General features: G+C 56.9%; 17 protein-coding genes and 1 pseudogene. 9 read left to right on the top strand and 9 right to left on the bottom strand.

Annotation, left to right across the window (positions count from 1 at the left end; translation table 11 throughout):
- Nucleotides 1-6: 6 nt before the first annotated feature.
- On the bottom strand, nucleotides 7-1,158 hold the full coding sequence (locus ACWAT4_RS12060; RefSeq protein WP_449730608.1) for an ABC transporter substrate-binding protein: 1,152 nt from the start codon (nucleotides 1,156-1,158) through the stop codon (nucleotides 7-9).
- Nucleotides 1,159-1,329: 171 nt separating this feature from the next.
- Here ACWAT4_RS12060 and ACWAT4_RS12055 point away from each other — a divergent pair, with 171 nt between their 5' ends.
- From ACWAT4_RS12055 to ACWAT4_RS12025, 7 genes are read left to right on the top strand one after another with little or no spacing between them, the layout of a single operon-like run.
- Nucleotides 1,330-2,379 (top strand): PDR/VanB family oxidoreductase, encoded by a 1,050-nt coding sequence (locus ACWAT4_RS12055; RefSeq protein ID WP_449730607.1) that lies wholly within the window; start codon nucleotides 1,330-1,332, stop codon nucleotides 2,377-2,379.
- A gap of 26 nt (nucleotides 2,380-2,405) precedes the next feature.
- Complete coding sequence (locus ACWAT4_RS12050; RefSeq protein WP_449730606.1) at nucleotides 2,406-3,719, top strand: aromatic ring-hydroxylating dioxygenase subunit alpha; 1,314 nt, start codon at nucleotides 2,406-2,408, stop codon at nucleotides 3,717-3,719.
- Nucleotides 3,720-3,726: 7 nt separating this feature from the next.
- Nucleotides 3,727-4,212 carry an aromatic-ring-hydroxylating dioxygenase subunit beta gene (locus tag ACWAT4_RS12045; RefSeq protein ID WP_338311015.1) on the top strand — a complete coding sequence of 162 codons (486 nt, stop codon included), beginning with the start codon at nucleotides 3,727-3,729 and terminating at the stop codon, nucleotides 4,210-4,212.
- 11 nt (nucleotides 4,213-4,223) lie between these two features.
- Complete coding sequence (locus tag ACWAT4_RS12040) at nucleotides 4,224-4,961, top strand: SDR family NAD(P)-dependent oxidoreductase (protein WP_449730605.1); 738 nt, start codon at nucleotides 4,224-4,226, stop codon at nucleotides 4,959-4,961.
- A 56-nt stretch (nucleotides 4,962-5,017) separates the two neighbouring features.
- Complete coding sequence (locus ACWAT4_RS12035; protein WP_449730604.1) at nucleotides 5,018-5,443, top strand: organic hydroperoxide resistance protein; 426 nt, start codon at nucleotides 5,018-5,020, stop codon at nucleotides 5,441-5,443.
- Between the two features lie 11 nt (nucleotides 5,444-5,454).
- Entirely contained in the window at nucleotides 5,455-6,633 is a 1,179-nt protein-coding gene (locus ACWAT4_RS12030) for a thiolase family protein (RefSeq protein ID WP_449730603.1), read from the top strand.
- On the top strand, nucleotides 6,630-7,871 hold the full coding sequence (locus ACWAT4_RS12025; RefSeq protein WP_449730602.1) for an SDR family NAD(P)-dependent oxidoreductase: 1,242 nt from the start codon (nucleotides 6,630-6,632) through the stop codon (nucleotides 7,869-7,871). Before ACWAT4_RS12030 ends, ACWAT4_RS12025 begins: the two co-directional genes overlap by 4 nt.
- Nucleotides 7,872-9,278: 1,407 nt before the next feature.
- Here ACWAT4_RS12025 and ACWAT4_RS12020 read toward each other — a convergent pair.
- Nucleotides 9,279-11,324 (bottom strand): methyl-accepting chemotaxis protein, encoded by a 2,046-nt coding sequence (locus ACWAT4_RS12020; RefSeq protein WP_449730601.1) that lies wholly within the window; start codon nucleotides 11,322-11,324, stop codon nucleotides 9,279-9,281.
- A 410-nt stretch (nucleotides 11,325-11,734) separates the two neighbouring features.
- On the opposite strand from ACWAT4_RS12020, the gene ACWAT4_RS12015 reads away from it, so the two are divergent.
- Nucleotides 11,735-11,830, top strand: coding sequence for a hypothetical protein (locus ACWAT4_RS12015; protein WP_449731201.1), 96 nt, complete (start codon nucleotides 11,735-11,737; stop codon nucleotides 11,828-11,830).
- Nucleotides 11,811-13,232, top strand: a pseudogene (tnpC, locus tag ACWAT4_RS12010) (IS66 family transposase); the annotation flags it as partial. The gene ACWAT4_RS12015 and the pseudogene tnpC, both read left to right, overlap by 20 nt.
- On the opposite strand, the gene ACWAT4_RS12005 reads toward tnpC, so the two are convergent.
- The 7 genes from ACWAT4_RS12005 to ACWAT4_RS11975 are packed head-to-tail and all read right to left on the bottom strand — an operon-like array spanning nucleotide 13,217 to nucleotide 18,823.
- Nucleotides 13,217-13,924, bottom strand: coding sequence for an ABC transporter ATP-binding protein (locus ACWAT4_RS12005; RefSeq protein WP_449730600.1), 708 nt, complete (start codon nucleotides 13,922-13,924; stop codon nucleotides 13,217-13,219). The pseudogene tnpC and the gene ACWAT4_RS12005 sit on opposite strands and share 16 nt — an antisense overlap.
- On the bottom strand, nucleotides 13,917-14,663 hold the full coding sequence (locus tag ACWAT4_RS12000; protein ID WP_338311025.1) for an ABC transporter ATP-binding protein: 747 nt from the start codon (nucleotides 14,661-14,663) through the stop codon (nucleotides 13,917-13,919). The genes ACWAT4_RS12005 and ACWAT4_RS12000 overlap by 8 nt, the downstream gene beginning before the upstream one ends.
- A complete protein-coding gene (locus ACWAT4_RS11995; RefSeq protein WP_449730599.1) occupies nucleotides 14,660-15,634 on the bottom strand; it encodes a branched-chain amino acid ABC transporter permease in 975 nt (324 codons plus the stop codon). The genes ACWAT4_RS12000 and ACWAT4_RS11995 overlap by 4 nt, the downstream gene beginning before the upstream one ends.
- 1 nt (nucleotide 15,635) lies before the next feature.
- The gene (locus tag ACWAT4_RS11990) at nucleotides 15,636-16,439 is read right to left on the bottom strand and encodes a branched-chain amino acid ABC transporter permease (RefSeq protein WP_449730598.1); all 804 of its coding nucleotides are present in this window, start codon (nucleotides 16,437-16,439) and stop codon (nucleotides 15,636-15,638) included.
- A 41-nt stretch (nucleotides 16,440-16,480) separates the two neighbouring features.
- Nucleotides 16,481-16,930 (bottom strand): metal-sulfur cluster assembly factor, encoded by a 450-nt coding sequence (locus tag ACWAT4_RS11985; protein ID WP_338311029.1) that lies wholly within the window; start codon nucleotides 16,928-16,930, stop codon nucleotides 16,481-16,483.
- Nucleotides 16,927-18,021, bottom strand: a complete 1,095-nt coding sequence (locus ACWAT4_RS11980; RefSeq protein ID WP_449730597.1) for an amidohydrolase family protein — start codon at nucleotides 18,019-18,021, stop codon at nucleotides 16,927-16,929. The genes ACWAT4_RS11985 and ACWAT4_RS11980 overlap by 4 nt, the downstream gene beginning before the upstream one ends.
- 19 nt (nucleotides 18,022-18,040) lie before the next feature.
- Complete coding sequence (locus tag ACWAT4_RS11975; protein WP_449730596.1) at nucleotides 18,041-18,823, bottom strand: SDR family NAD(P)-dependent oxidoreductase; 783 nt, start codon at nucleotides 18,821-18,823, stop codon at nucleotides 18,041-18,043.
- Nucleotides 18,824-18,864: the final 41 nt, after the last annotated feature.

The raw sequence follows: 18,864 nt of genomic DNA, 5'->3' as shown, positions 1-18,864 counted from the left end.
GGAGAATTATGGGACGTACTTCCAGGCACCACTTGTCAGCTGAACGATCACTAACGATCGCTCGTCGACCCCGTAATTCTCTCCTGGCTTGAAGTTGTATACGGCGTGCACGCCAGTCAGTTCGTGCGTGCTAAGGATCGCATCCCGCAGCGCGGCTCGAAATGCGAGATCGCCCGGCTTGGCGGTTTTGATGGCACGCTCGACTGCGTTGTCGAGAATGCGCCACGCGTCGAACGAAAGACCAGAGAACTGATCGGTAACGGGCGCCTTATTTGCGCGTTCATACGCGGCACGGAACTCCATCGACAGCATTTTCGAAAAGTGATCATCTGGGAGTTGCTCGGCAACAACCACCGGCCCCACCGAAAGTTTTATGGCCTCGGCGGCCTTACCACCTACGCGAACAAACTCGGGGTTGACTAATGCGCCCGTCCCGTAGAGCCCTCCCTTGAAACCGCGCTCGCTTAGGCTCAGCAAGGGAAGTGCCCCTTGAGTGGCCGAGCCACCGATCAACACAGCGTCCGGCTTTGCGGCCATAAGCCTCAGAATCTGACCCGTGACAGACGTATCAGTACGGGCATATCGCTCGTTAGTGACCACCTGCATGTCACCTCGGGCCTCCGCGGCCTTTGCCCCGGCATAGACAAGATCTCCCCAACCGTCGGAGAATCCAATATAGCCCAGCTTCTTGACCCCATCTCTTTTCATCCGATCGGCAACAATCTTCACCAACAGGTCAGCCGATTGAGGGACGGTTACAGCCCATTGACTCTCAGCCGAAGCCGGCTTCGGTGGGATCGGGGACACGCATATCATCGGGACCTTAAGCTCCGACGCTACAGCGATCATCGCCACCGTCGAAGGCACCGTCGCGGTGCCGATCAGAACGTCGACCTTTTCCTCTTCAACAAGCTTCCTTGCATTGCGTGTCGCAGCAGATGGGTCTGAACCGTCATCGAGCTGGATGAGGCGGACTTTCTCGCCGGCCATCTGCGCCTTGTATTCATAAGCCGCAGCAATTCCTTTTGCATAGCCCAAGCCGATCGAAGACCCCGGCCCGCTCAGCGAGGTCACAAAGCCAATGGTTATGTCGGCACGGGCCGCAGTTGCGAACGAAAGCGTCAAGACACTGACCGCAAGCGTCAATTTTCGCTGCATTTCCTAACCTCCCCAGGTCATCTGCACGACCACCGAAGCCGACCTCATCTGGCAATGAAGACGCGCGAAAGCTAAGCCATGCCTGTTGATATTTCTTGTGAAGCGTTATATGGAATATGTCAACCGCAACCGCGCAGCGTGGCTCATCAATGATCGGACAAGGTCTTCTACTTGTCCGCCGCTTCCAAGATGCCCTGTTCAGCGGCCAAAGGGTCGCGTTTCGGCGCTGAAACTGGATCGGTGGGCGACTTGGCGAATCCGGAACGTCTCGAATTGACCGTAACGCATGTGAAACGCGAAACGCAGCTTGTGCGTGCGCTCACGCTCGCGGCGCCCGACGGCGAAGTGCTTCCTGGGTGGCGTTCCGGCGCACACGTCAACGTTCAGTTGCCCGACGGACAGCAGCGGTCGTATTCGCTCGTCAATCTGATTGCCGATGCCTCCGCCACGACCAACCCGCGCTCTTATCTTGTCGGCGTGCGGCTTGAAGAGAGCGGGTTGGGAGGCTCTCGTTTTATGCATGGTTTGGAGGTAGGAAACACGCTTTCGATTTGCGCGCCTCGGAACAATTTCCCGCTCGAGTGCACGGACCGTCCCGTCCACCTGATCGCTGGGGGCATCGGGATCACCCCACTCGCGTCGATGGCCTCTGAACTGATCGCCGCGAAGCGACCGTTCCGGCTGCACTATGCTGGCCGGTCAATCGAAGATCTGGCGTTTTTGCCGGAGCTCCGGAGTTTGTCTGGAGAGAAACTGATCCTCCACGGCGACGATCGTGACGGTCAATTTCCTTTAGCCGACGTGATGCGCGCCCTGGTCAATGCAGAACCCCTCTATCTTTGCGGCCCGCGGCCTATGATCGACTCGGCAGTAGCTCTCGCTCGCGAACTAGGGTGGTCCAAGGACCGTCTTCACTTCGAGATATTCTCTGCGGCACAACCGACGGATGCCGACGACTCTTTCGAGGTCGTTCTCAAAGCTTCGGGCCGTTCGTTCCAAGTGCCCAAGGACAAAACAATTCTTGACGTATTGATCGAAGCGGGGTTGGACACACTGTTCGACTGCCGGCGCGGGGACTGCGGCATTTGCCAGGCGGCGGTCATAGAGGGCATCCCCGATCATCGAGATTATGTGCTCTCGGACGAAGAGAAATCATCAGGAAAGCTCATTCAAATCTGCGTGTCGCGATCAAAGTCGCCACGCCTGGTTCTTGACCTCTAGGGAACTGCGCAAGTGGGAGAATGCAGATGAGCCACATTCCGTTTGACGCGAACGCGATTCAAAACCTGGTCCGCGATCGGGAAGTCCATCGAGACGTTTATGTCGATGAAGAGGTCTTTCGCCTCGAGATGCTGCATTTGTTCAGCAACACGTGGGTGTACGTCGGGCATGACAGCCAGATCCCCAACTCCGGAGATTATTTCGGCACGGAGATAGGGACACAACCTGTTCTGATGGTTCGGCATACGGACGGATCCGTCAAGGTTCTTTACAACCGATGTCCGCACAAAGGCGTCCGTATCACGTCGGAGACCTGCGGCAATGCTGGTAAATTCTTTCGCTGCCCCTATCACGCGTGGAGCTTCAAAACGGATGGTTCGCTTCTCGCGATTCCCCTCAAGAAGGGTTATGAGAATACGGGACTTGCCGAAAGCCACGCTGGTCAAGGGATGAGCCCCGTTACTCATGTGCGAAACTATCGAGGCTTCATTTTTGCAAAGCTGAGCAATCTTGGACAGGGCTTCGAGGAGTACTTCGGCGACAGCCTGTCTTCGATTGACAATATGATCGATCGTTCGCCGGAAGGGCGTCTCGAAGTCGCTGGTGGCGTTTTCCGATACACCCATCCGTGCAACTGGAAGATGCTGGTCGAGAACCAGACCGACACATGCCATCCAATGGTCGCGCACGAATCATCCGCCGGAACCGCAGTCGAGGTTTGGAAGAGCGCTCCACCAGGCACCCCAATGCCCATGGCAATCGAGTTGCTGGCTCCATTCATCGGCCCGTACGAATTCTCCGAAGAAATGGGAATAAGGGTCTGGCCAAACGGCCATGGTCATACCGGCGTTAGCAAGTCGATCCACTCGAACTATTCGGCCGTTCCAGAATACTTCGAGCGGATGGTGGCCGCCTATGGTGAAGACCGAGCCAAGGGGATCCTGGGAGAGAATCGACACAACACCATCTATTTTCCCAACCTGATGGTCAAAGGTCCCATACAGCTTCTTCGGATCTTCAAGCCTTTAGCGGCCAACAAGACGCTCGTCGAGTCCTGGACCTTCAGGCTCGTAGGGGCGCCGGATCTACTTCTCGAGCGCACGCTCTCTTACAATCGGCTGATCAACGCTCCCACATCAATCGTTGGCCACGACGACCTCGAAATGTACGAGAGGGCCCAACTCGGTCTTCGCTCTAACGCAAACCAGTGGGTCAATCTTCAGCGCCTCTATTCGCCCGATGAGGATCCTGAACAAACCATCGCGACTAACGGTACCACCGAGCTTCAGATGCGAAATCAATTTCGTGCCTGGGCGAAATACATCACCCTGTCGATGTAGCGAAGTGATGACCATGCATCCGAGCAACCACGATCTGACCAACTTCATCCTCAACGAGGCGCGGCTGATCGATCAAATGCATTTCAATGAGTGGCTCGATCTTTTTACAGAGGATGCGTTCTATTGGATGCCACTCGAATGGCAACAGACCGACCCTCGCCTCGGGGCTTCTCTGATGTACGAAGATAGGATGCTACTGAAGATTCGCGTCGAGCGGCTCAAGGGTAGTCGAACCTTCAGCCAGAAGCCAAAGAGCCGGTGCCATCATCTCCTGCAGACCCCACTCGTTCTCGATCGCGATGACGCCACATCGACCTATACGACCTGGACGCCAATGCACTACGTCGAGACGAGGCAAGACGAGCAGACCCTCTTTGCGGCGTGGGCTACTCACACGCTGGTTTCCACCGACGGCACCCTGAAAATCAAGCTGAAGCGGGTCGACCTGGTAAATTCCGACGCAGCGTTTGGAAGCATTCAGCTTTTTATGTGAGGACGATTCCGATGCTTTCCGGCGATTCTGCAGCGGCGGTGGTAACTGGCGGAAGCGCCGGAATCGGTGCTGCCATCTGTCGTGCTTTGCTCGATACTGGGCATAAGGTAATCGTGCTCGATGCAAAGCCATTGACTTGGAAACATGAGCATGCGCGCCACGTAGCTGTGGATCTTTCTGACACGGAAGCTACGCAGAATGTCGCCTCCGTACTCGCAGAGGAGTTCAAGGTAACAATCTTCGTTCACAACGCCGGCGCGATAAGACCTGCCCTCGTGGAGGCGACAAAGTATGACGATCTCAAATTCTTGTCGGACCTCCATCTCGCGGCTCCGCTTGTGCTTCTGCAAGCCTTCCTACCGACCATGAAACTTCAGCAAAACGGGCGCGTGGTTCTTATTTCGTCGCGTGCACTGCTCGGCGTTCCGACGAGAAGTTCGTACTCGGCAACCAAAGCAGGCATGATCGGGCTAGGCCGTACCTGGGCGCTCGAGCTTGCAAAGCACGGCATTACCGTAAATGTGGTCGCTCCTGGTCCGATCGGGGCCACCGATATGTTCCGTGCTCTGACACCAGAAGGAAGCGAGCAGGAAGCGCGACTCGCAAACTCCATTCCGGTGGGGCGGCTCGGACGTCCCGAAGATGTGGCCAACGCCGTGCTATTTTTCGCGTCTTCCCGCTCCGCATTTGTCACGGGTCAAACCTTGTTTGTTTGCGGTGGAGCAAGCGTCGGCAGTTTTTCTCTTTAGCAACCAAATGTGCCCCGTTCGGCCGGTGCGCGCTCGAACAACGCGGAGATTGACGCATGAAGCCCGAAAGGATTCTTTTCGAAACGCAAGTGACGGCTAAAGGGGGGCGCCAAGGTGAGGTAACGAATGAAGCGGGCGATTTCGTCTTGAGGCTTGCACTCCCGAAGGAATTGGGTGGTGCCGGCGGCCCCGGCACAAATCCAGAGCAGCTGTTTGCCGCGGGCTACGCCGCGTGTTTTCTGGGCGCGGTGAAGCTCGTTGCGAGGAACAGGAAAATTCCGATCTCGGATGATGTGAGCGTTACGGCAAATGTTGGAATTGGGCCGATCGCGGTGGGCTACGCCTTGGCGATCGAATTGAAGGTCCACCTTCCCGGCGTCGATCAAGCGCTTGCAAACGAGATCGTCTCGGGAGCCCACGAACGGTGTCCGTATTCCAACGCCACTCGGGGGAATATTGACGTCGTTCTTACTGTTGTCTGAAGACGCTCTCCATGAAGACAGTTCGGCGATTGCCTTACGATGGCGTTGTAGTCGCGATTCCAGTAACCATTCGATACGCGCGTTACTCACAAGAGAGCGCGCAATGGTGGATCGGAAGAGCACTAAAGGCCCTCCTTAGTGAAAGTGGCCTACAAATAGCCGATCTCGACGGCCTCTCAATATCGAGCTTTACGCTTTTTCCTGATACCGCAGTTGGTTTGACGCAGCATTTCGGTGTTTGCGCGCGCTGGCTGGACACAATTCCACTGGGCGGTGTCAGCGGGATTGCTGCGCTTCGACGAGCCGCACGGGCCGTCCAGATGGGCGACGCCCGTGTGGTCGCGTGCATCGCAGGTGACACAAACCATGTCGATACATTTCGAAAGACGTTGGAATCATTCTCACGAGCTAATCAGGATGCAGTTTACCCGTACGGCGCGGGCGGCGCTAATGCAAGCTTTGCTCTCATTGCTCGCAACTATATGCGGACGTATGGCGTGTCGCGTGAGGACCTGGCTAAGATTGCCGTATCTCAACGCGATAACGCGTTGCGCAACCCGAATGCGTTATTGAAGCGTCGCCTCACAGTCGACGAATATTTGGCGGCGCGTCCCATTTCGGATCCGATCCATCTCTTCGACTGCGTCATGCCTTGCGCCGGTGCCGAGGCATTCCTGGTAATGGACAGGGATTTTGCAGTATATCGCGGGATTTCGGGGGCGAAGCTGCTTGCAACGATCGAACGGCACAATGCCTTTGCGCAGGATCCGCTTCAATTGCGTGGGGGTTGGGTGATCGACATCGACGAACTTTACGCCATGGCGGGCATTGGCCCAGACGAGCTCGATGTTGTTCAGACATACGACGATTACCCGTTTGTGACAATGATGCAGCTCGAAGACCTCGGCTTTTGCAAGAAGGGAGAGGCCGCCGAATTTGTGAGGAAGCACGATCTAACGATCAACGGCAGCTTCCCGCATAATACTTCGGGTGGTCAATTGTCCGTCGGGCAAGCCGGAGCGGCAGGCGGATACCTCGGTGTGACTGAGGCGCTTCGCCAGGTGTTGGGGTCTGCCGGCCCCACTCAAGTTCCGAACGCACGAAGCGCGCTCGCGTCTGGCTTCGGGATGATAAATTACGATCGCGGTCTCTCTTCCGGGGCTGCAATATTTGCAGGACCATCGGCATGACTCCTCCCCTCCAAAGACCTCCGCGCAAGGGGGTTCTTAAGCGCACACGAACTGCAACCTTGCCCCCGAACCGGCGCAGCCGGGCGGCTCACGCTTTGACCAAGGCGGCGGCGGAGTCCCGCTTCGCCCTGCAATGCTGCTCGGAATGCAACACTTTCGCATACCCACCACGAGATTGCTGCCCAGTTTGCTTGTCAACCGTGCTTCCGCTCACGGATGCTCCGAACGAGGGAGTATTGGTGTCGGACACATTGGTGCGCGTGCCTGCCGACGTCTACTTCCGGGAACGTGCGCCGTGGCGCATAGGACTAGTCCATCTCGATTGCGGACCAATCATGGTGGCGCACGTGCACGGTGACTGTCACGAAGGTGAGAAAGTTCGTATGTCTCTTCAACTTGACAAAGCTGGCCAAGCAGTCGCTTTTGCTGCTCCGACCAGCATGACGCCTAACTCGACAGACGATGCTCAATGGCGCGAGTTGACCGCGGACCCACGATTTCGAAGAGTACTCGTAACGAACGGACGCAGTGAAATAGGACAAGAGATTGCACTAGCACTTGTCGAGGCTGGCGCCAGCAACGTTTTTGTCGGCGTCGCCCAACCTTGGAAGCCGTTTCGAGGCGAGGACCGCTTGGTTGGGGTTTCTGGTATTCAATTAGTTCCGCTCGACGTTGCCGACGAAAAATCCGTGTTCAATCTCGCCGCGGATATAGCAGGAAGGACCGACATCGTCGTCAATACCGCTGAGCACATAAGGCCAGGTGGGCTTCTGACTCGAAATGGGTTAAGCCATTTTCGCGACGAAATCGAGCAAAGCTATATTGGCTTCGTACACCTGGCTCAGGCCTTTGGCCCCGTAATGCGGATTCGGGGCGCTGATGGTGCGAACAGCGCGGCCGCTTGGGTCAACATCTTCTCGGTCTATTCACTGGCAAATTGGCCAGCCTACGGAGCCTACTCTGCGTCGCAGGCGGCGGTTCTGTCGTTATCTCACTGTCTGCGTTCAGAACTGCAACCCGGAGGCATAAGAGTCATGAATGTCTTCACCGGTCCACTTGACACGGAATGGTACCAGACGCTTCCGCCGCCAAAAGTAGCGCCTAAATTCGTCGCCGACTCCGTAGTGCGGGCCTTGAGGTCTGGAGCCGAAGAGGTATTCGTCGGAGATGTTGCGGAAGACCTCAGGAAGCGGCTCGCTGCAAATCCAAAGGCGTTAGAGCGAGAGCTAGGACTTTGAGCGCGTATGGAGCCGATCCTAACCAGATGGGCCTGCTTTGCTCTTGACGGACAGCGTGTTCTGGTTGTCGCATCTTATTGCAAACCGGCACCACGGGCCCGCTCCTGCAGTCGCTCGAGGCGGCGCTGCCCCACCGAGACCGTCGCCCGCTCAAGCCGGCGCGGCAGGCGCGCGGCGCCGCCACCCTCTACTATCAAGGGGCCCGATGCGCGCGATGGAACCTATGGCTTTCAGCTGGCCTTACAATCTAGCAGCACCTATCTCATAGATGAAAGGATCCATGGGGGCAGCTAAGCAAGCTGCGTCAGTCACGACCGCCTTATTGCCTATTTATTTCATGTGAAATATCATATGACTCGTAAACGTCCATGTGTCTCTGGGTAGGACCTCTCTGGATGTTGGTGATGACGCGCCAAATCAAGGCCGCACGATCGTTGTTGGGTTGGAAGCAGAACGATCTTGCGATGTATTCTGGAGTTGCGATTTCGACTATCCGGCGGCTGGAGGGGCAATGCGACGAGACATTGGCGGCACACTTCCAGACAATTGAGAAGATCAGATACGCTCTCGAAAGGGCTGGCATCGAATTCCTTGGCAAGCCCTCTCCAGGTGTCCGCGTTAGTTTGAATGTTCACGACCAATCCGAAGGGGCGAGAAAACGGCAATCCAGAACTCGGGCTAGCCGAGAAGCTATTTACGAGTCCATTGTACGCCTCCTTGCGCTACGGCGTACGAGGCCAAAGGACTTGGCCTCAAAAGGTAAGTTGTTGGGGAGTCGCCAAGCCTGTCCTCCCACTCATCTGAGAATGGCCAGCATTTTTTTGTCGCGCGCCACGGAAAACGGCCCCTGTAGGGAGTGGCAAAGATCGTTGTCTCATGAGTCGTGCAAGCCAAGGGCTATATCGGAGACGCCGATCTGCAGGATCTGGTCATGTCGCCCAATTATGCGGATCTCAAAAACTTTCCGCTGCATGACGGGAAAAGCGACTTCCTCCCGAGCGGAAACAGCAATTTCCACCGCGCGCTGTGCGAGCCAATGTGCTGACGGAATTGGTCATTTTCGACGGTCTTCCCCACGTGCATTAGAGCACCTTCACGATGTCCGGGGTACACTTGTCTGAGCTGCCAGGACCAAAGCGGACATCCGATTGGAATGCGGAACTACCGAACGGCCGGTTGTCCCCTACATAGGTCCGCGATCGCGGGTATGGGTCTTGCCCTTCGCCAGTACCGGGACGGTCTGGGCCCCCACAGACTTCGCTGAACACAGCACCGATAGCGACGAAGTTCCTACCATGGATGTCCTTGGTCCTCTCCTCCGACCTCAGCGCTCGCTATACATTCAGAATTGACGTCTTCGCTAGATCGCCCCGTGCGGAAGCGGCCCAACTTAATGCCCGACCCAGCTCATGCCGCATTAATCGTGGCCATGAACTTCATGAGCTCATCGCGAAGCCGAGCGCTTTCCAGCGAGAGCATCTTCGCTGAATCTAACACGTTGACCGATGCCACCCCCGTCTCCCCAGCGCCACGGTCGACTTCCGTGATGCTTTCTGCAACTTCCTGGGTGTCTCGCGCCACTTCCTTCACGTTGACCGATATTTCTTGGGTCGCATCGCTCTGCTGGCGTATGGCGGCAGCGATGCTAGACGCGATCTCCGATATTTGCACGATTGTCTCACCGATCTCCTTGATAGAGCCGACGGATTCCTGGGTGGCGGACTGCATACCGGCGATTTGCGCCGCAATTTCCTCGGTAGCCTTCGAGGTTTGGCTTGCTAGCGATTTGACCTCGGCCGCTACCACGGCGAATCCACGTCCCGCCTCACCCGCGCGGGCCGCTTCGATCGTCGCGTTCAATGCAAGCAAGTTTGTTTGCTCCGCAATTGCGGTTATCAATTTAACAACCGCGCCGATTTGCTGCGCAGCATTCGAGAGTTTAGCGATACGACAATCAGTTCGTTCCGCCTGGAGAACCGCTGCTTCGGCGATGCGACTGGACTCGTGGACTTGGCGACCGATGTCGCGCACCGAAACCGCCAGTTCTTCCGTCGCGCACGCTACTGACCGAACATTGGAGGACGCCCGTTCGGAAGCACCTGCGACGCGCCCGGAGAGATCCTGTGTAAGCTCTGCCGTGCGAGTCAGCGAACTTGCCGCCCCCTCCAACTGATTTGCAGAAGAGGAGACATTTGAAACGATGCTACCGACCGCCGCTTCAAACCCTTCCGCAAGACGCTGCAACTCCGCACGCCTCATTTCCTTCTGTTCCTGATTGCGCGATTCTCTCTCCGACGCCTCGCGTTCGGCCTCTGCGAGGGCTCGGACCTTGAACTGCTCAACGGCACTCGCCATCTCGCCCAATTCGTCTTTGCGCCCGAGGCCCGGCAGCACCACGTCAAAGCGTCCGCTAGCGAGTTCACGCATTGCAGCGCACATTGCAGTCATTGGCCGTGCAATCCCCTGTCCCAAGGCCCAAGCCAATAGCGAACCGAGCATCAGTGTTACTATGCCGAGGAACGTCGCAGACCGCTTAGTATCTTGAGCGATCGCCCCCGATCGAGCAGCAATCGCTTGCTGCTGTGCGAGTAGAGAAGCCTTCATTTCGTCGCCATCCTGGGCGATCTTGCGGGCCGCTTCGTCCAACCTATTGACTAGATCGGCGATCGCCACCGAGTTGTCGACGAACTTGGCGAAGGACATTTGGTACGCGTCAAGCTGAGAGGCGAGTTCCACCATTTTCGGGGTAATCTTGGGATCTGCGTTGCTTAAAGCCTCGAGGGTATTCTTCAGCAACTGTAGGCCGGTCGTGGCGGTCTTCACGATCGATGGATCGGGTCGAGCTACGTAGTTTGAGATGGCGGTGGCGACAGTCGCACTTCTACCTGCGAGCTCATTCAGGCTCAACTGCAGTTCGGCGAGGTCCGCAAGCGCCGCGGCGTCGCGAATATCCTCGAGCTTATAGCGAAACGAATTTCCAAATCGCGCTAGATGGCTCGATACAATTTTGGCATTCTCCTTCTTCAGCTGTACAATCTGCGCAAACAACTTGACGACCTCGTCAAACTCGCTGCCGAGCTTTTCGACTTTCTTGCTCGTGGCTACGCTGGCGACATTTCTCGCATGCTCGATGGCGCGTGCGAGGGCAGCCTCGGCTTTTCGTGCGGCGTCCTCGTCACCCGACGTTCCTGTAGCGGCAAAATATCGAGTGAGTAGTTCATAGGCGACTAGACCACGATCGATGTCACGGGCCGCGTCGGTTTCACTGACGATCTGCTGATATGAGTCCATGCCAGCTGATACCTTCTCAAATCCGAAATACCCGACGCCAATGCTAATTGCCAATAGGGCCAGCACCGCGAAGAAGCCGAGCACTATTTTGGCACGGTATCTCAGATGAGACAGCATCCCTAGATTGCTGGGTGATTTGCGAGTACCTTTGAACCAATTCATTTTTGCACTATCTGGCTTATGTCAATTTCGTCAAAGCATCACGAAGCGGAGAGAGCTGCCTTCATCTTGATGCAGACGATACGGCGAAAACAATAAGTTGGGGTAAAGCTATTCAACGGCGCCGAGTCGAGATTCGCCCGATAGTGATATATGAAATACAAGTTCTTGACGCATTTCGCCGGCGTGTGCGGTCGAAGGATTGCGACAACTCTGAAACGTCTCGTCTACGCCTGGTGCCGGGATCCTGGCAGTCGCGAAGTAAGCCGGTAGAGCCCGCCTTCGCCGATCGAGCTCGAGCGTGAGATGTCTTGCTCATCAATTCGCAAGCAAATGGGCAAACGTGACGACGGCTACGTTCTGTCCGGTCCCGAGCGGCGACGGCGGTGACGAGTGCCGAGAAACGTCGGATCATGGAGGAGAGTCTGGTGCCTGGCGCCAGTGTTGTCGAGATTGCTCGACGACATGACGTTCACCGCAATCTGTTTCCTGGAGCAGATGGAGCTTGAGCTTGAAGAGTTGGGTGCAACCGCAACGGAAGACGAACTGGCAGCATAGAGGGCGGACCAAGATACAGACCGTCAGGTGATTCCAGCGCAAGCGCCGTCACGCAAACCGTTCCCGACCATTTGCCGCGCGAGCAGGTCGTAATTGCCGCACCGCAGAGCTGCTCTTGCTGCGGCTCATCGAAGCTATAAAAGTTGGGCGCAGACATTACGGAGACAACGGAGACGCTGGATGTCGTTCCCGGCATTGGAAGGTGATCCAGACGGTGCGCGAGAAGTTCTGCGCCGGGACTGCGAGACGATGACCCAGCCGCCAGCCTCTTTCCACGTGACGCCGCGCGGCTTTGCCGGGCGGAGCCTGCCGGCCATGATCCAGTTTGAGAAGTTCGGCCAGCATCAGCCCTTGAACCGGCAGAGCGAGCGCTACGCCCCGGAGGGTATCGATCTGAGCCTGTCGACACTGGCCGACCAGGTCGGCGCCTGTGCGGCGGCCTACAGCCGATCCATGGGCTGATTGTGCGCCATGTCCTCGCTGCCGGGCGGCTTCACGGCGAAGACACCACGTGCCGGTCCTGGCCAAGGGCCAGACGGTCAAAGGACATATCTGGACCTACGTTCGCGATGATCGACCATTTGGCGGGCGGGCGCCGCCGGCCGCGCTCTACTACGCCTCGCGCGACCGGCGGCAGGAGCATCCCACGTAGCATCTCCAAAGCTTCACCGGCATCCTGCAGGCCGATGCCTATAACGGCTACAACGAGCTGTATGACGCCTCGCGCGCGCAGGGACCGGTTACGCCCGCACTCTGTTGGGCCCATGCCAGGCGGCAGTTTCTTGAGCTAGCGGACACCGCCGCCAATGCGAGGCGCGACAGGAACGCCGCGGCGACCTCGCCAATTGCCCTGAAGGCGGTCAAGCGCATCGATGCGCTGTTCGACATTGAGCGCCGCATCAACGGCCAAAGCGCTGAAGAGTGTCTGCGGATGCAAAGAACAAAGCGCCTCGCTTTTGACGGCATTGAAAGCATGGCTCCGCAAGCAGCGGGGCCGGCTATCGAACTCGTCATCGGTCGCCAAGCCGATCGATCACATGCTGCGCCGCTGGGGCAGGTTTGCCCGCTGCATCGATGACGGGCGGATCTGCCTGGCAAACAATGCGGCGGAGCGCGCGGTGGGGCCTTGCCTTGGCACGCAAGTCCTGGCTTTTCGCCGGCTCCGAACGGGGTGCCGACCGCCCCGCTGTCATGGTGATGCTGATCATCACGGCAAAGGCCGACGGCGTCGATCCGCAAGCCTTCGCCGACGTGCTCGCCATGCCAGAGGAAACGCCGGAAACCGCTGACGACCCCAGCAGCGACACATCCCTTTTGAATTTATCTTTGAAGAGGATCTATCCCCCTAAATAGCGGCGTCGAGTTTCAGTGTCTTCTCTCAAGGCATCGGGAGGTCCCGAGTAAACGATCCGACCTTTGTTCATGATGTGAACATGGTCAGCGATCCTCATCACCAATCCAAAGTTCTGCTCGACCAGAAGAATCGCCATCCCTGCGCTCCGGCCCTCCTGGAGAACGTCGGCAACCTGTTGCACCAGTAGAGGCGAAAGTCCTTCAGACGGTTCGTCCAAGAGGGCAACGAGCGGATTTGCCATGAGTAGACGGCCCATCGAAACCATGCTCTGTTCTCCGCCACTCAGAGCGGCTCCCAGATTATCAAGACGTTCACCTAGACGAGGAAAGGCTTTCAAAACCCTGTCGAAGTTCCAGGCATTTGCCTTCTCACCGCCGCGTTCCGAGATCTGCAGGTGTTCTCTCACCGTAAGCGAGGGAAATAGCCTTCTGCCCTGAGGAGCAACGGCCATTCCGAGTCCGGCGCGTTTGTGCGCGGCAAGATGGGTCGCCTCGATGCCATTCAGACCGATCTTACCTTGTCGTACAGGGTGATGACCCGCAATCGACTGGATCAAGGTTGACTTCCCCACGCCGTTCCGTCCAAGGACGCAGCAAATGGTTCCGGAGCGGACTTCGAGGTCTATGCCATGCAGAACTGTGCCGTCACCGTAGCCAGCTTCAAGCTCTCGGACGATCAGCGCGCTATCCATGCTGATCTCCGAAATAGATCTTAGCAATTTCGGGATCCGAGTGGATCTCTGTTGGGGAGCCGCTTTTCACATGGCGGCCGTTCTGCAATACAGTTACCCTGTCGGCGAGGCGCATTGCCAAGTCGATGTCGTGTTCGATCAACAAGATCGTGACGTCGCGTTGCATCTTCGAAATCATTCTCTCCACGATTTCGGTCTCAGCGATGGAAAGGCCTGCCGCCGGTTCGTCGAGAAGCAAAAGCTTCGGGTGCCGTGCAAGCGCCAAAACCAGCTCGACCTGCCTTTGCTCTCCATACGAAAGTTGCTTTGTAAGAGAGGCCGCCCGGCCGCCAACTCCCCACTGATTGAGCATCTCCATCGCTTCATCTCGACAAGATTCGTACGCCAGAAGGGGCTTGAACATGCCGAAACGCGAGCGTGCGCCGGCTTGTAGAGCCAGCATTGTGCTCTCCAGAACGGTGAGATCAGGAAACAGCGTGGTGATCTGGAACGTGCGGCCCAGACCTAGCCCTACTCTCCGCGAAATGCTCATGGAAGCGACATCGCAGCCAAAAACGCTTATGGACCCACCGGCCGGCGTGATGGCTCCTGAGATCGCGTTGAACAGAGTCGTCTTTCCCGCGCCGTTGGGTCCGAACAGAACTAGCCGTTCGCCTTTTGCAACGGCCAAGCTCAGGTCACTGAGAACGGCGATGCCTCCAAAAGTGACGGTGAGATTGCGTACCTCGAGTACATTCATGGCCGGTTGCCCCGCATAGCACGAAACAATCCGACGAGCCCTTGCGGTGCAAACAGTGAGGTAAGAATGTAGATGAGGCCCAGTACCAATACCCATCTGTCAGTTATGGCACTCACGACGTTTTCGAGGCCGATCAGGATGAAAGCACCGATAACGGGACCAGCCACCGTACCCGCGCCCCCGAAGATCACCATGATGAGAACGAGCGCCGAAGTGGTGACGCTCAGATAGCCAGGACCAACAAAGCCATTTTGCCAGGCAAGCAAGGCACCAGCCAAGCCCGCAAGGGCGCCAGAGATCGCGCAGGCAATGAACTTGTGAAGCCAGACGTTGAATCCGAGGGCCCTCATCCGGCTGCCATTTTCTCGTATACCGATCATCGAGCGCCCGAAGGGTGAGTACACCAGTAATCGACTGGCAATGAGAACCACTGCAAACACCGACAGGACGATACCGTAAAAGAAGATCGCCGCATTCGATCCGAAGATTGAGAACGGAAGTCTTATCCCAGGAATGCCATCGTCACCGCCGCTAACTGCTCGCCAACTGTAGGCAGCGCCCCAGAGCACTTGACTGAGGGCGAGCGTGATCATGAGCTGATAGGGTCCAGTGGACCTTAGCGTCAGACATGCGAACGCCATCGCTAGAACCGTGCTAGCTGCGATTGCCACCGCTAGCGGTAAGAAAAAGCCGTCTACTCCAGCGCGAGAAAGGATAGCGATGACATATCCTCCAGTGCCAAAGAACGCGGCATGCCCGAGTGATGCAATACCGGTATATCCGACTAGCAAGTTCAGGCCGATCGCGAACATGCCGTAGATCATCATCTTGGCCAGCATCGCCGATGGGTAAGACCCCAGCACCAAGGGGGCCATGGCGAGAGCGCACACGAAAGCAATCGTTGCCGACCCGGCGACCGACCGCGTCTGACCTACCTGCGTTAAACGCCTCGAAATTTGTGCCGTTGACATTCTATCGTCCAAACAGGCCGGAGGGCTTGAGTGCCAGTATAAGTGCCATCGGCACAAATACCGAGAACAGCGCCAGTTCAGGAAAAAGGGCCTTGCTGACACTGTCCATCAGACCAATGAGAAGAGCACCGACCATTGCCCCTCGGAGACTGCCTAATCCGCCGATAACGACGACGACAAAAGAAAGTAGCAGGACATCGAATTCCATTCCGACCTGAACACCAAGAACGGGTGCCGCCACCACCCCAGCTAGCGCTGCGAGGGCCGCTCCAAAGGCAAACGTGACAGTTGTCAGCAGAGGAACATTCACGCCAGCGCTTTGAGCCATGAGCGGGTCGTCTATTGCGGCCCGGATCATCATGCCGATGCGGGTTCGCGTCTCGATAAGCCACAGGCAGATAGCCAACACGACGCCGAACCCGGCTACGAAGAGCCGATACTTTGGGAACACGATCCCCTGCAAACTTACGACACCCTGAAGCAATCCGGGAGCTTCTATGGTCAGGGGAGTACCGCCCCAATACCAGAGCGAAAGATCGCCCAACACAAGCATTGCACCGAACGTCAATAGGGTCTGCGGCAGTTCAGCCTTAGGAATGTATCGCAGCAGGCGTTCGATCATAAGTCCGATAAGGACAACGGCCACCACTCCACACAATGCGCCGAATACAATGCTTCCGCTCTGCCTGCCCGCCGATATTCCGATCCAAGCGCCGACCGCGTAGAATGCACCATGAGAAAGGTTGAGCACGCGCATCATGCCGAAAATCAAGGCCAACCCTACAGAAAGCGCGAACAGCGTCATGCCGTAGGAGATTCCGTTTAGTAGCTGAAAGGCCCAAAACGTCATGACACGGCAGGTCCGCTTGCCTTTCCGGCTAAAACGGGACGTCTCGGATTTGCATTTGTCAATGCTGTCCGCCACTGCTGCGGCCGGGTGCCAATCAGTGATGACGATTTTCGACGAGCTTCACGAAGTTTGCAAAGGCTCGCTGGAGCAATATTCGACTCACTCCAGAGGGAATGGCCGCTAATGGTCACTTTCGCCGAGGCCACATGTGCGACCGCTGATACGGCCGCTTCGATCTCATGCATGAAGCTTGGGGCAAGAGTGCATCCTGGAGAAGTTAAACGCATCAGTATGTCGACGTGCCGATCTGCCCCGATCGACCAGCCGAGAATGAGTCCCATGTCGATCACGTTGATGGAAACACCAGCGTTGACACTGCACGGATCGAATACCGTTGCGATCGCACGGCGTATTTCTCCTTGATCCGGGAACATCTCGCTGCTCATTCCGCCCTCCCCTCATTGGGCGCCCAACGCGACCAGGGCTGGGCGTATCCTTCGGCGGAGAGCCGGCGGGCGAACCTGTCATCCTTGATCTTTGCTTTTGCTGCTTCAATGTCGATCTCGAAGATTCTGCAGGCGTTTTCTCCGAGCACCAATTTCTTCTGATCCCTTGTAATCTGCTCAAGACCAAACTTATCAAGGATGTGCTGCGGGAATTTAAAGTCGCGCCAAAAGCGCTCGATCAGCGGCCGCGGATGTGCAAACATCGAGCCGCTACTCCAGACAACCTTCTCAGGTCCACCCCACCAGAAGAAATGGGCAAGAATATCGGCGAACCAATCGGGCGCCTTGTAAAGCAAAAGCGTGGTGACCTCCATGTTTACGCTTACATTTGGATAGCGAGCGATGGCCTGGGCTGTCTCATCCATGAAGGCCATGCCCCCATGAACGATCTGAAAGTGCAATTCCGGGAAAAGAGACGCGGGCTCGTCGATGTCATCGATGCGGTACGGGTTTAGCGGCACCGGACCGTCAGTCAGCGCCTTGTGGAAGATGAACGTCTTGATGCCCATTTTTGCCGCCTGCTCATAGAGCGAGTAGACTTGGCGGTTGTCGGCGCGCCAGCTCGCAAAGCGTTCTTTGCCTTTCTCCCAGTAGATCTGACTCGGATAAAGTTTGAGCGCGACAGGCATCCGCGGCATCTCTGTCGCGAGGTCCTTGAGGTCCTGCAGGTAGGCTTCTGGCGGCTTGGTGCAGTCGATACCGATGTAGTTTACATAGCGGTCCGGATACCGACTGGCCGCTTCAATGTTCTTCTCACGAGAAGCCAGACCGTCTTTCATCCAACCAGTGAGTTCGAGATTCATGTTGCCGATGAGATCAACCGGACTTTCCAGTAGAAGGGTCTCGATCTGCTGCTCGATCGTCAGGTTTCGATAGAAGACGTCTTTCGGAATTCGGTAACCGTCTGGGTTCCACTGATTTAGATGAAAGAAGAGATCGGCAAGGCCCTGGCCGTACCGATTGAGGATGTTATCGGGGGCGAGATTGAGCGCGTGCGAAATGGTGTCGAATACGAAAGCATCATCGATCATGATGGGATTGTTCTCAAGGCTATCGGACGGCGTATCCGCCGTCCGCAAGAATGTGCTGCCCCGTGATGTAGGAGGCATCGCTTGAGGCAAGGAAGAGCGCGACGCGCGCGATCTCATCAGGATCGGCCACCCGGCCCAGGAGCGTCAGCCTGCCTCCTGTGTCCCGCCACATCTGATCCTCTGCTTCAGCGCTGATATTTGGATGGAGCTGCCGCAACTGATTGGTTCGTGTCGCTCCGGGAGCAAGGGTGTTCACTCGAATGCCGTCCTTTCCGTAGCGGCTGGCCAGCGAGCGGGTGAATTGAAAGATTGCGGCCTTGGTCGTGCTGTAAAGCCAAGTGCTCTCGCCGCCGAACTCCATACCGACCATGCCGGCCAGCGAGCCTACGTTGACGATCGCGCCCTCTCCTCGCGCAACCATCATGGGAAGGACAGCTCGGCATACTTGGTACATGCTCTTAATGTTGACTGCCACGACTCGGTCGAACTCGTCTTCCTGCGTTTCAGTGATGTCCCGGCAGTGGAGGATGCCTGCGTTGTTGACCAGAATGTCCGCTCTTTGGGCAACCGCATCCGCTTCCCGCGCCAACGCGGAAGCCGTTGCGGCGACGGACACATCGCCAACCACCAGGCGATGATCCCGATCGGGAAGATCGGCCTTGAGTCGAATCAGGCTGTCCTGATCTATGTCATTGAGTACCAGCGTGGCGCCCTCTTGTGCAAAAGCGCGGGCGATCGCAGCCCCGATTCCGCTGCCTGCCCCAGTCAGAATTGCGGTTTTATGCGCTAGCTTGCCAGTCAATCTCTACACTCCCTAACCTGCAGCTTCTCGCCTTCCCATTC

This window comes from Bradyrhizobium sp. T-1, assembly GCF_053592855.1.
Note: the sequence above shows the minus strand (reverse complement) of the source record. Positions and strands in the feature narration are given on the sequence as shown.

Coding starts and splice junctions, on each gene's coding strand:
- ACWAT4_RS12025 (WP_449730602.1), top strand. CDS start 6,630: ATGACTCCTCCCCTCCAAAGACCTCCGCGCAAGGGGGTTCTTAAGCGC.
- ACWAT4_RS11985 (WP_338311029.1), bottom strand. CDS start 16,930: ATGAGCAGCGAGATGTTCCCGGATCAAGGAGAAATACGCCGTGCGATC.
- ACWAT4_RS12005 (WP_449730600.1), bottom strand. CDS start 13,924: ATGGATAGCGCGCTGATCGTCCGAGAGCTTGAAGCTGGCTACGGTGAC.
- ACWAT4_RS12000 (WP_338311025.1), bottom strand. CDS start 14,663: ATGAATGTACTCGAGGTACGCAATCTCACCGTCACTTTTGGAGGCATC.
- ACWAT4_RS12040 (WP_449730605.1), top strand. CDS start 4,224: ATGCTTTCCGGCGATTCTGCAGCGGCGGTGGTAACTGGCGGAAGCGCC.
- ACWAT4_RS12045 (WP_338311015.1), top strand. CDS start 3,727: ATGACCATGCATCCGAGCAACCACGATCTGACCAACTTCATCCTCAAC.
- ACWAT4_RS12030 (WP_449730603.1), top strand. CDS start 5,455: ATGAAGACAGTTCGGCGATTGCCTTACGATGGCGTTGTAGTCGCGATT.
- ACWAT4_RS12020 (WP_449730601.1), bottom strand. CDS start 11,324: ATGAATTGGTTCAAAGGTACTCGCAAATCACCCAGCAATCTAGGGATG.
- ACWAT4_RS12015 (WP_449731201.1), top strand. CDS start 11,735: ATGGAGGAGAGTCTGGTGCCTGGCGCCAGTGTTGTCGAGATTGCTCGA.
- ACWAT4_RS11995 (WP_449730599.1), bottom strand. CDS start 15,634: ATGTCAACGGCACAAATTTCGAGGCGTTTAACGCAGGTAGGTCAGACG.
- ACWAT4_RS12050 (WP_449730606.1), top strand. CDS start 2,406: ATGAGCCACATTCCGTTTGACGCGAACGCGATTCAAAACCTGGTCCGC.
- ACWAT4_RS11980 (WP_449730597.1), bottom strand. CDS start 18,021: ATGATCGATGATGCTTTCGTATTCGACACCATTTCGCACGCGCTCAAT.
- ACWAT4_RS12060 (WP_449730608.1), bottom strand. CDS start 1,158: ATGCAGCGAAAATTGACGCTTGCGGTCAGTGTCTTGACGCTTTCGTTC.
- ACWAT4_RS12035 (WP_449730604.1), top strand. CDS start 5,018: ATGAAGCCCGAAAGGATTCTTTTCGAAACGCAAGTGACGGCTAAAGGG.
- ACWAT4_RS11990 (WP_449730598.1), bottom strand. CDS start 16,439: ATGACGCTGTTCGCGCTTTCTGTAGGGTTGGCCTTGATTTTCGGCATG.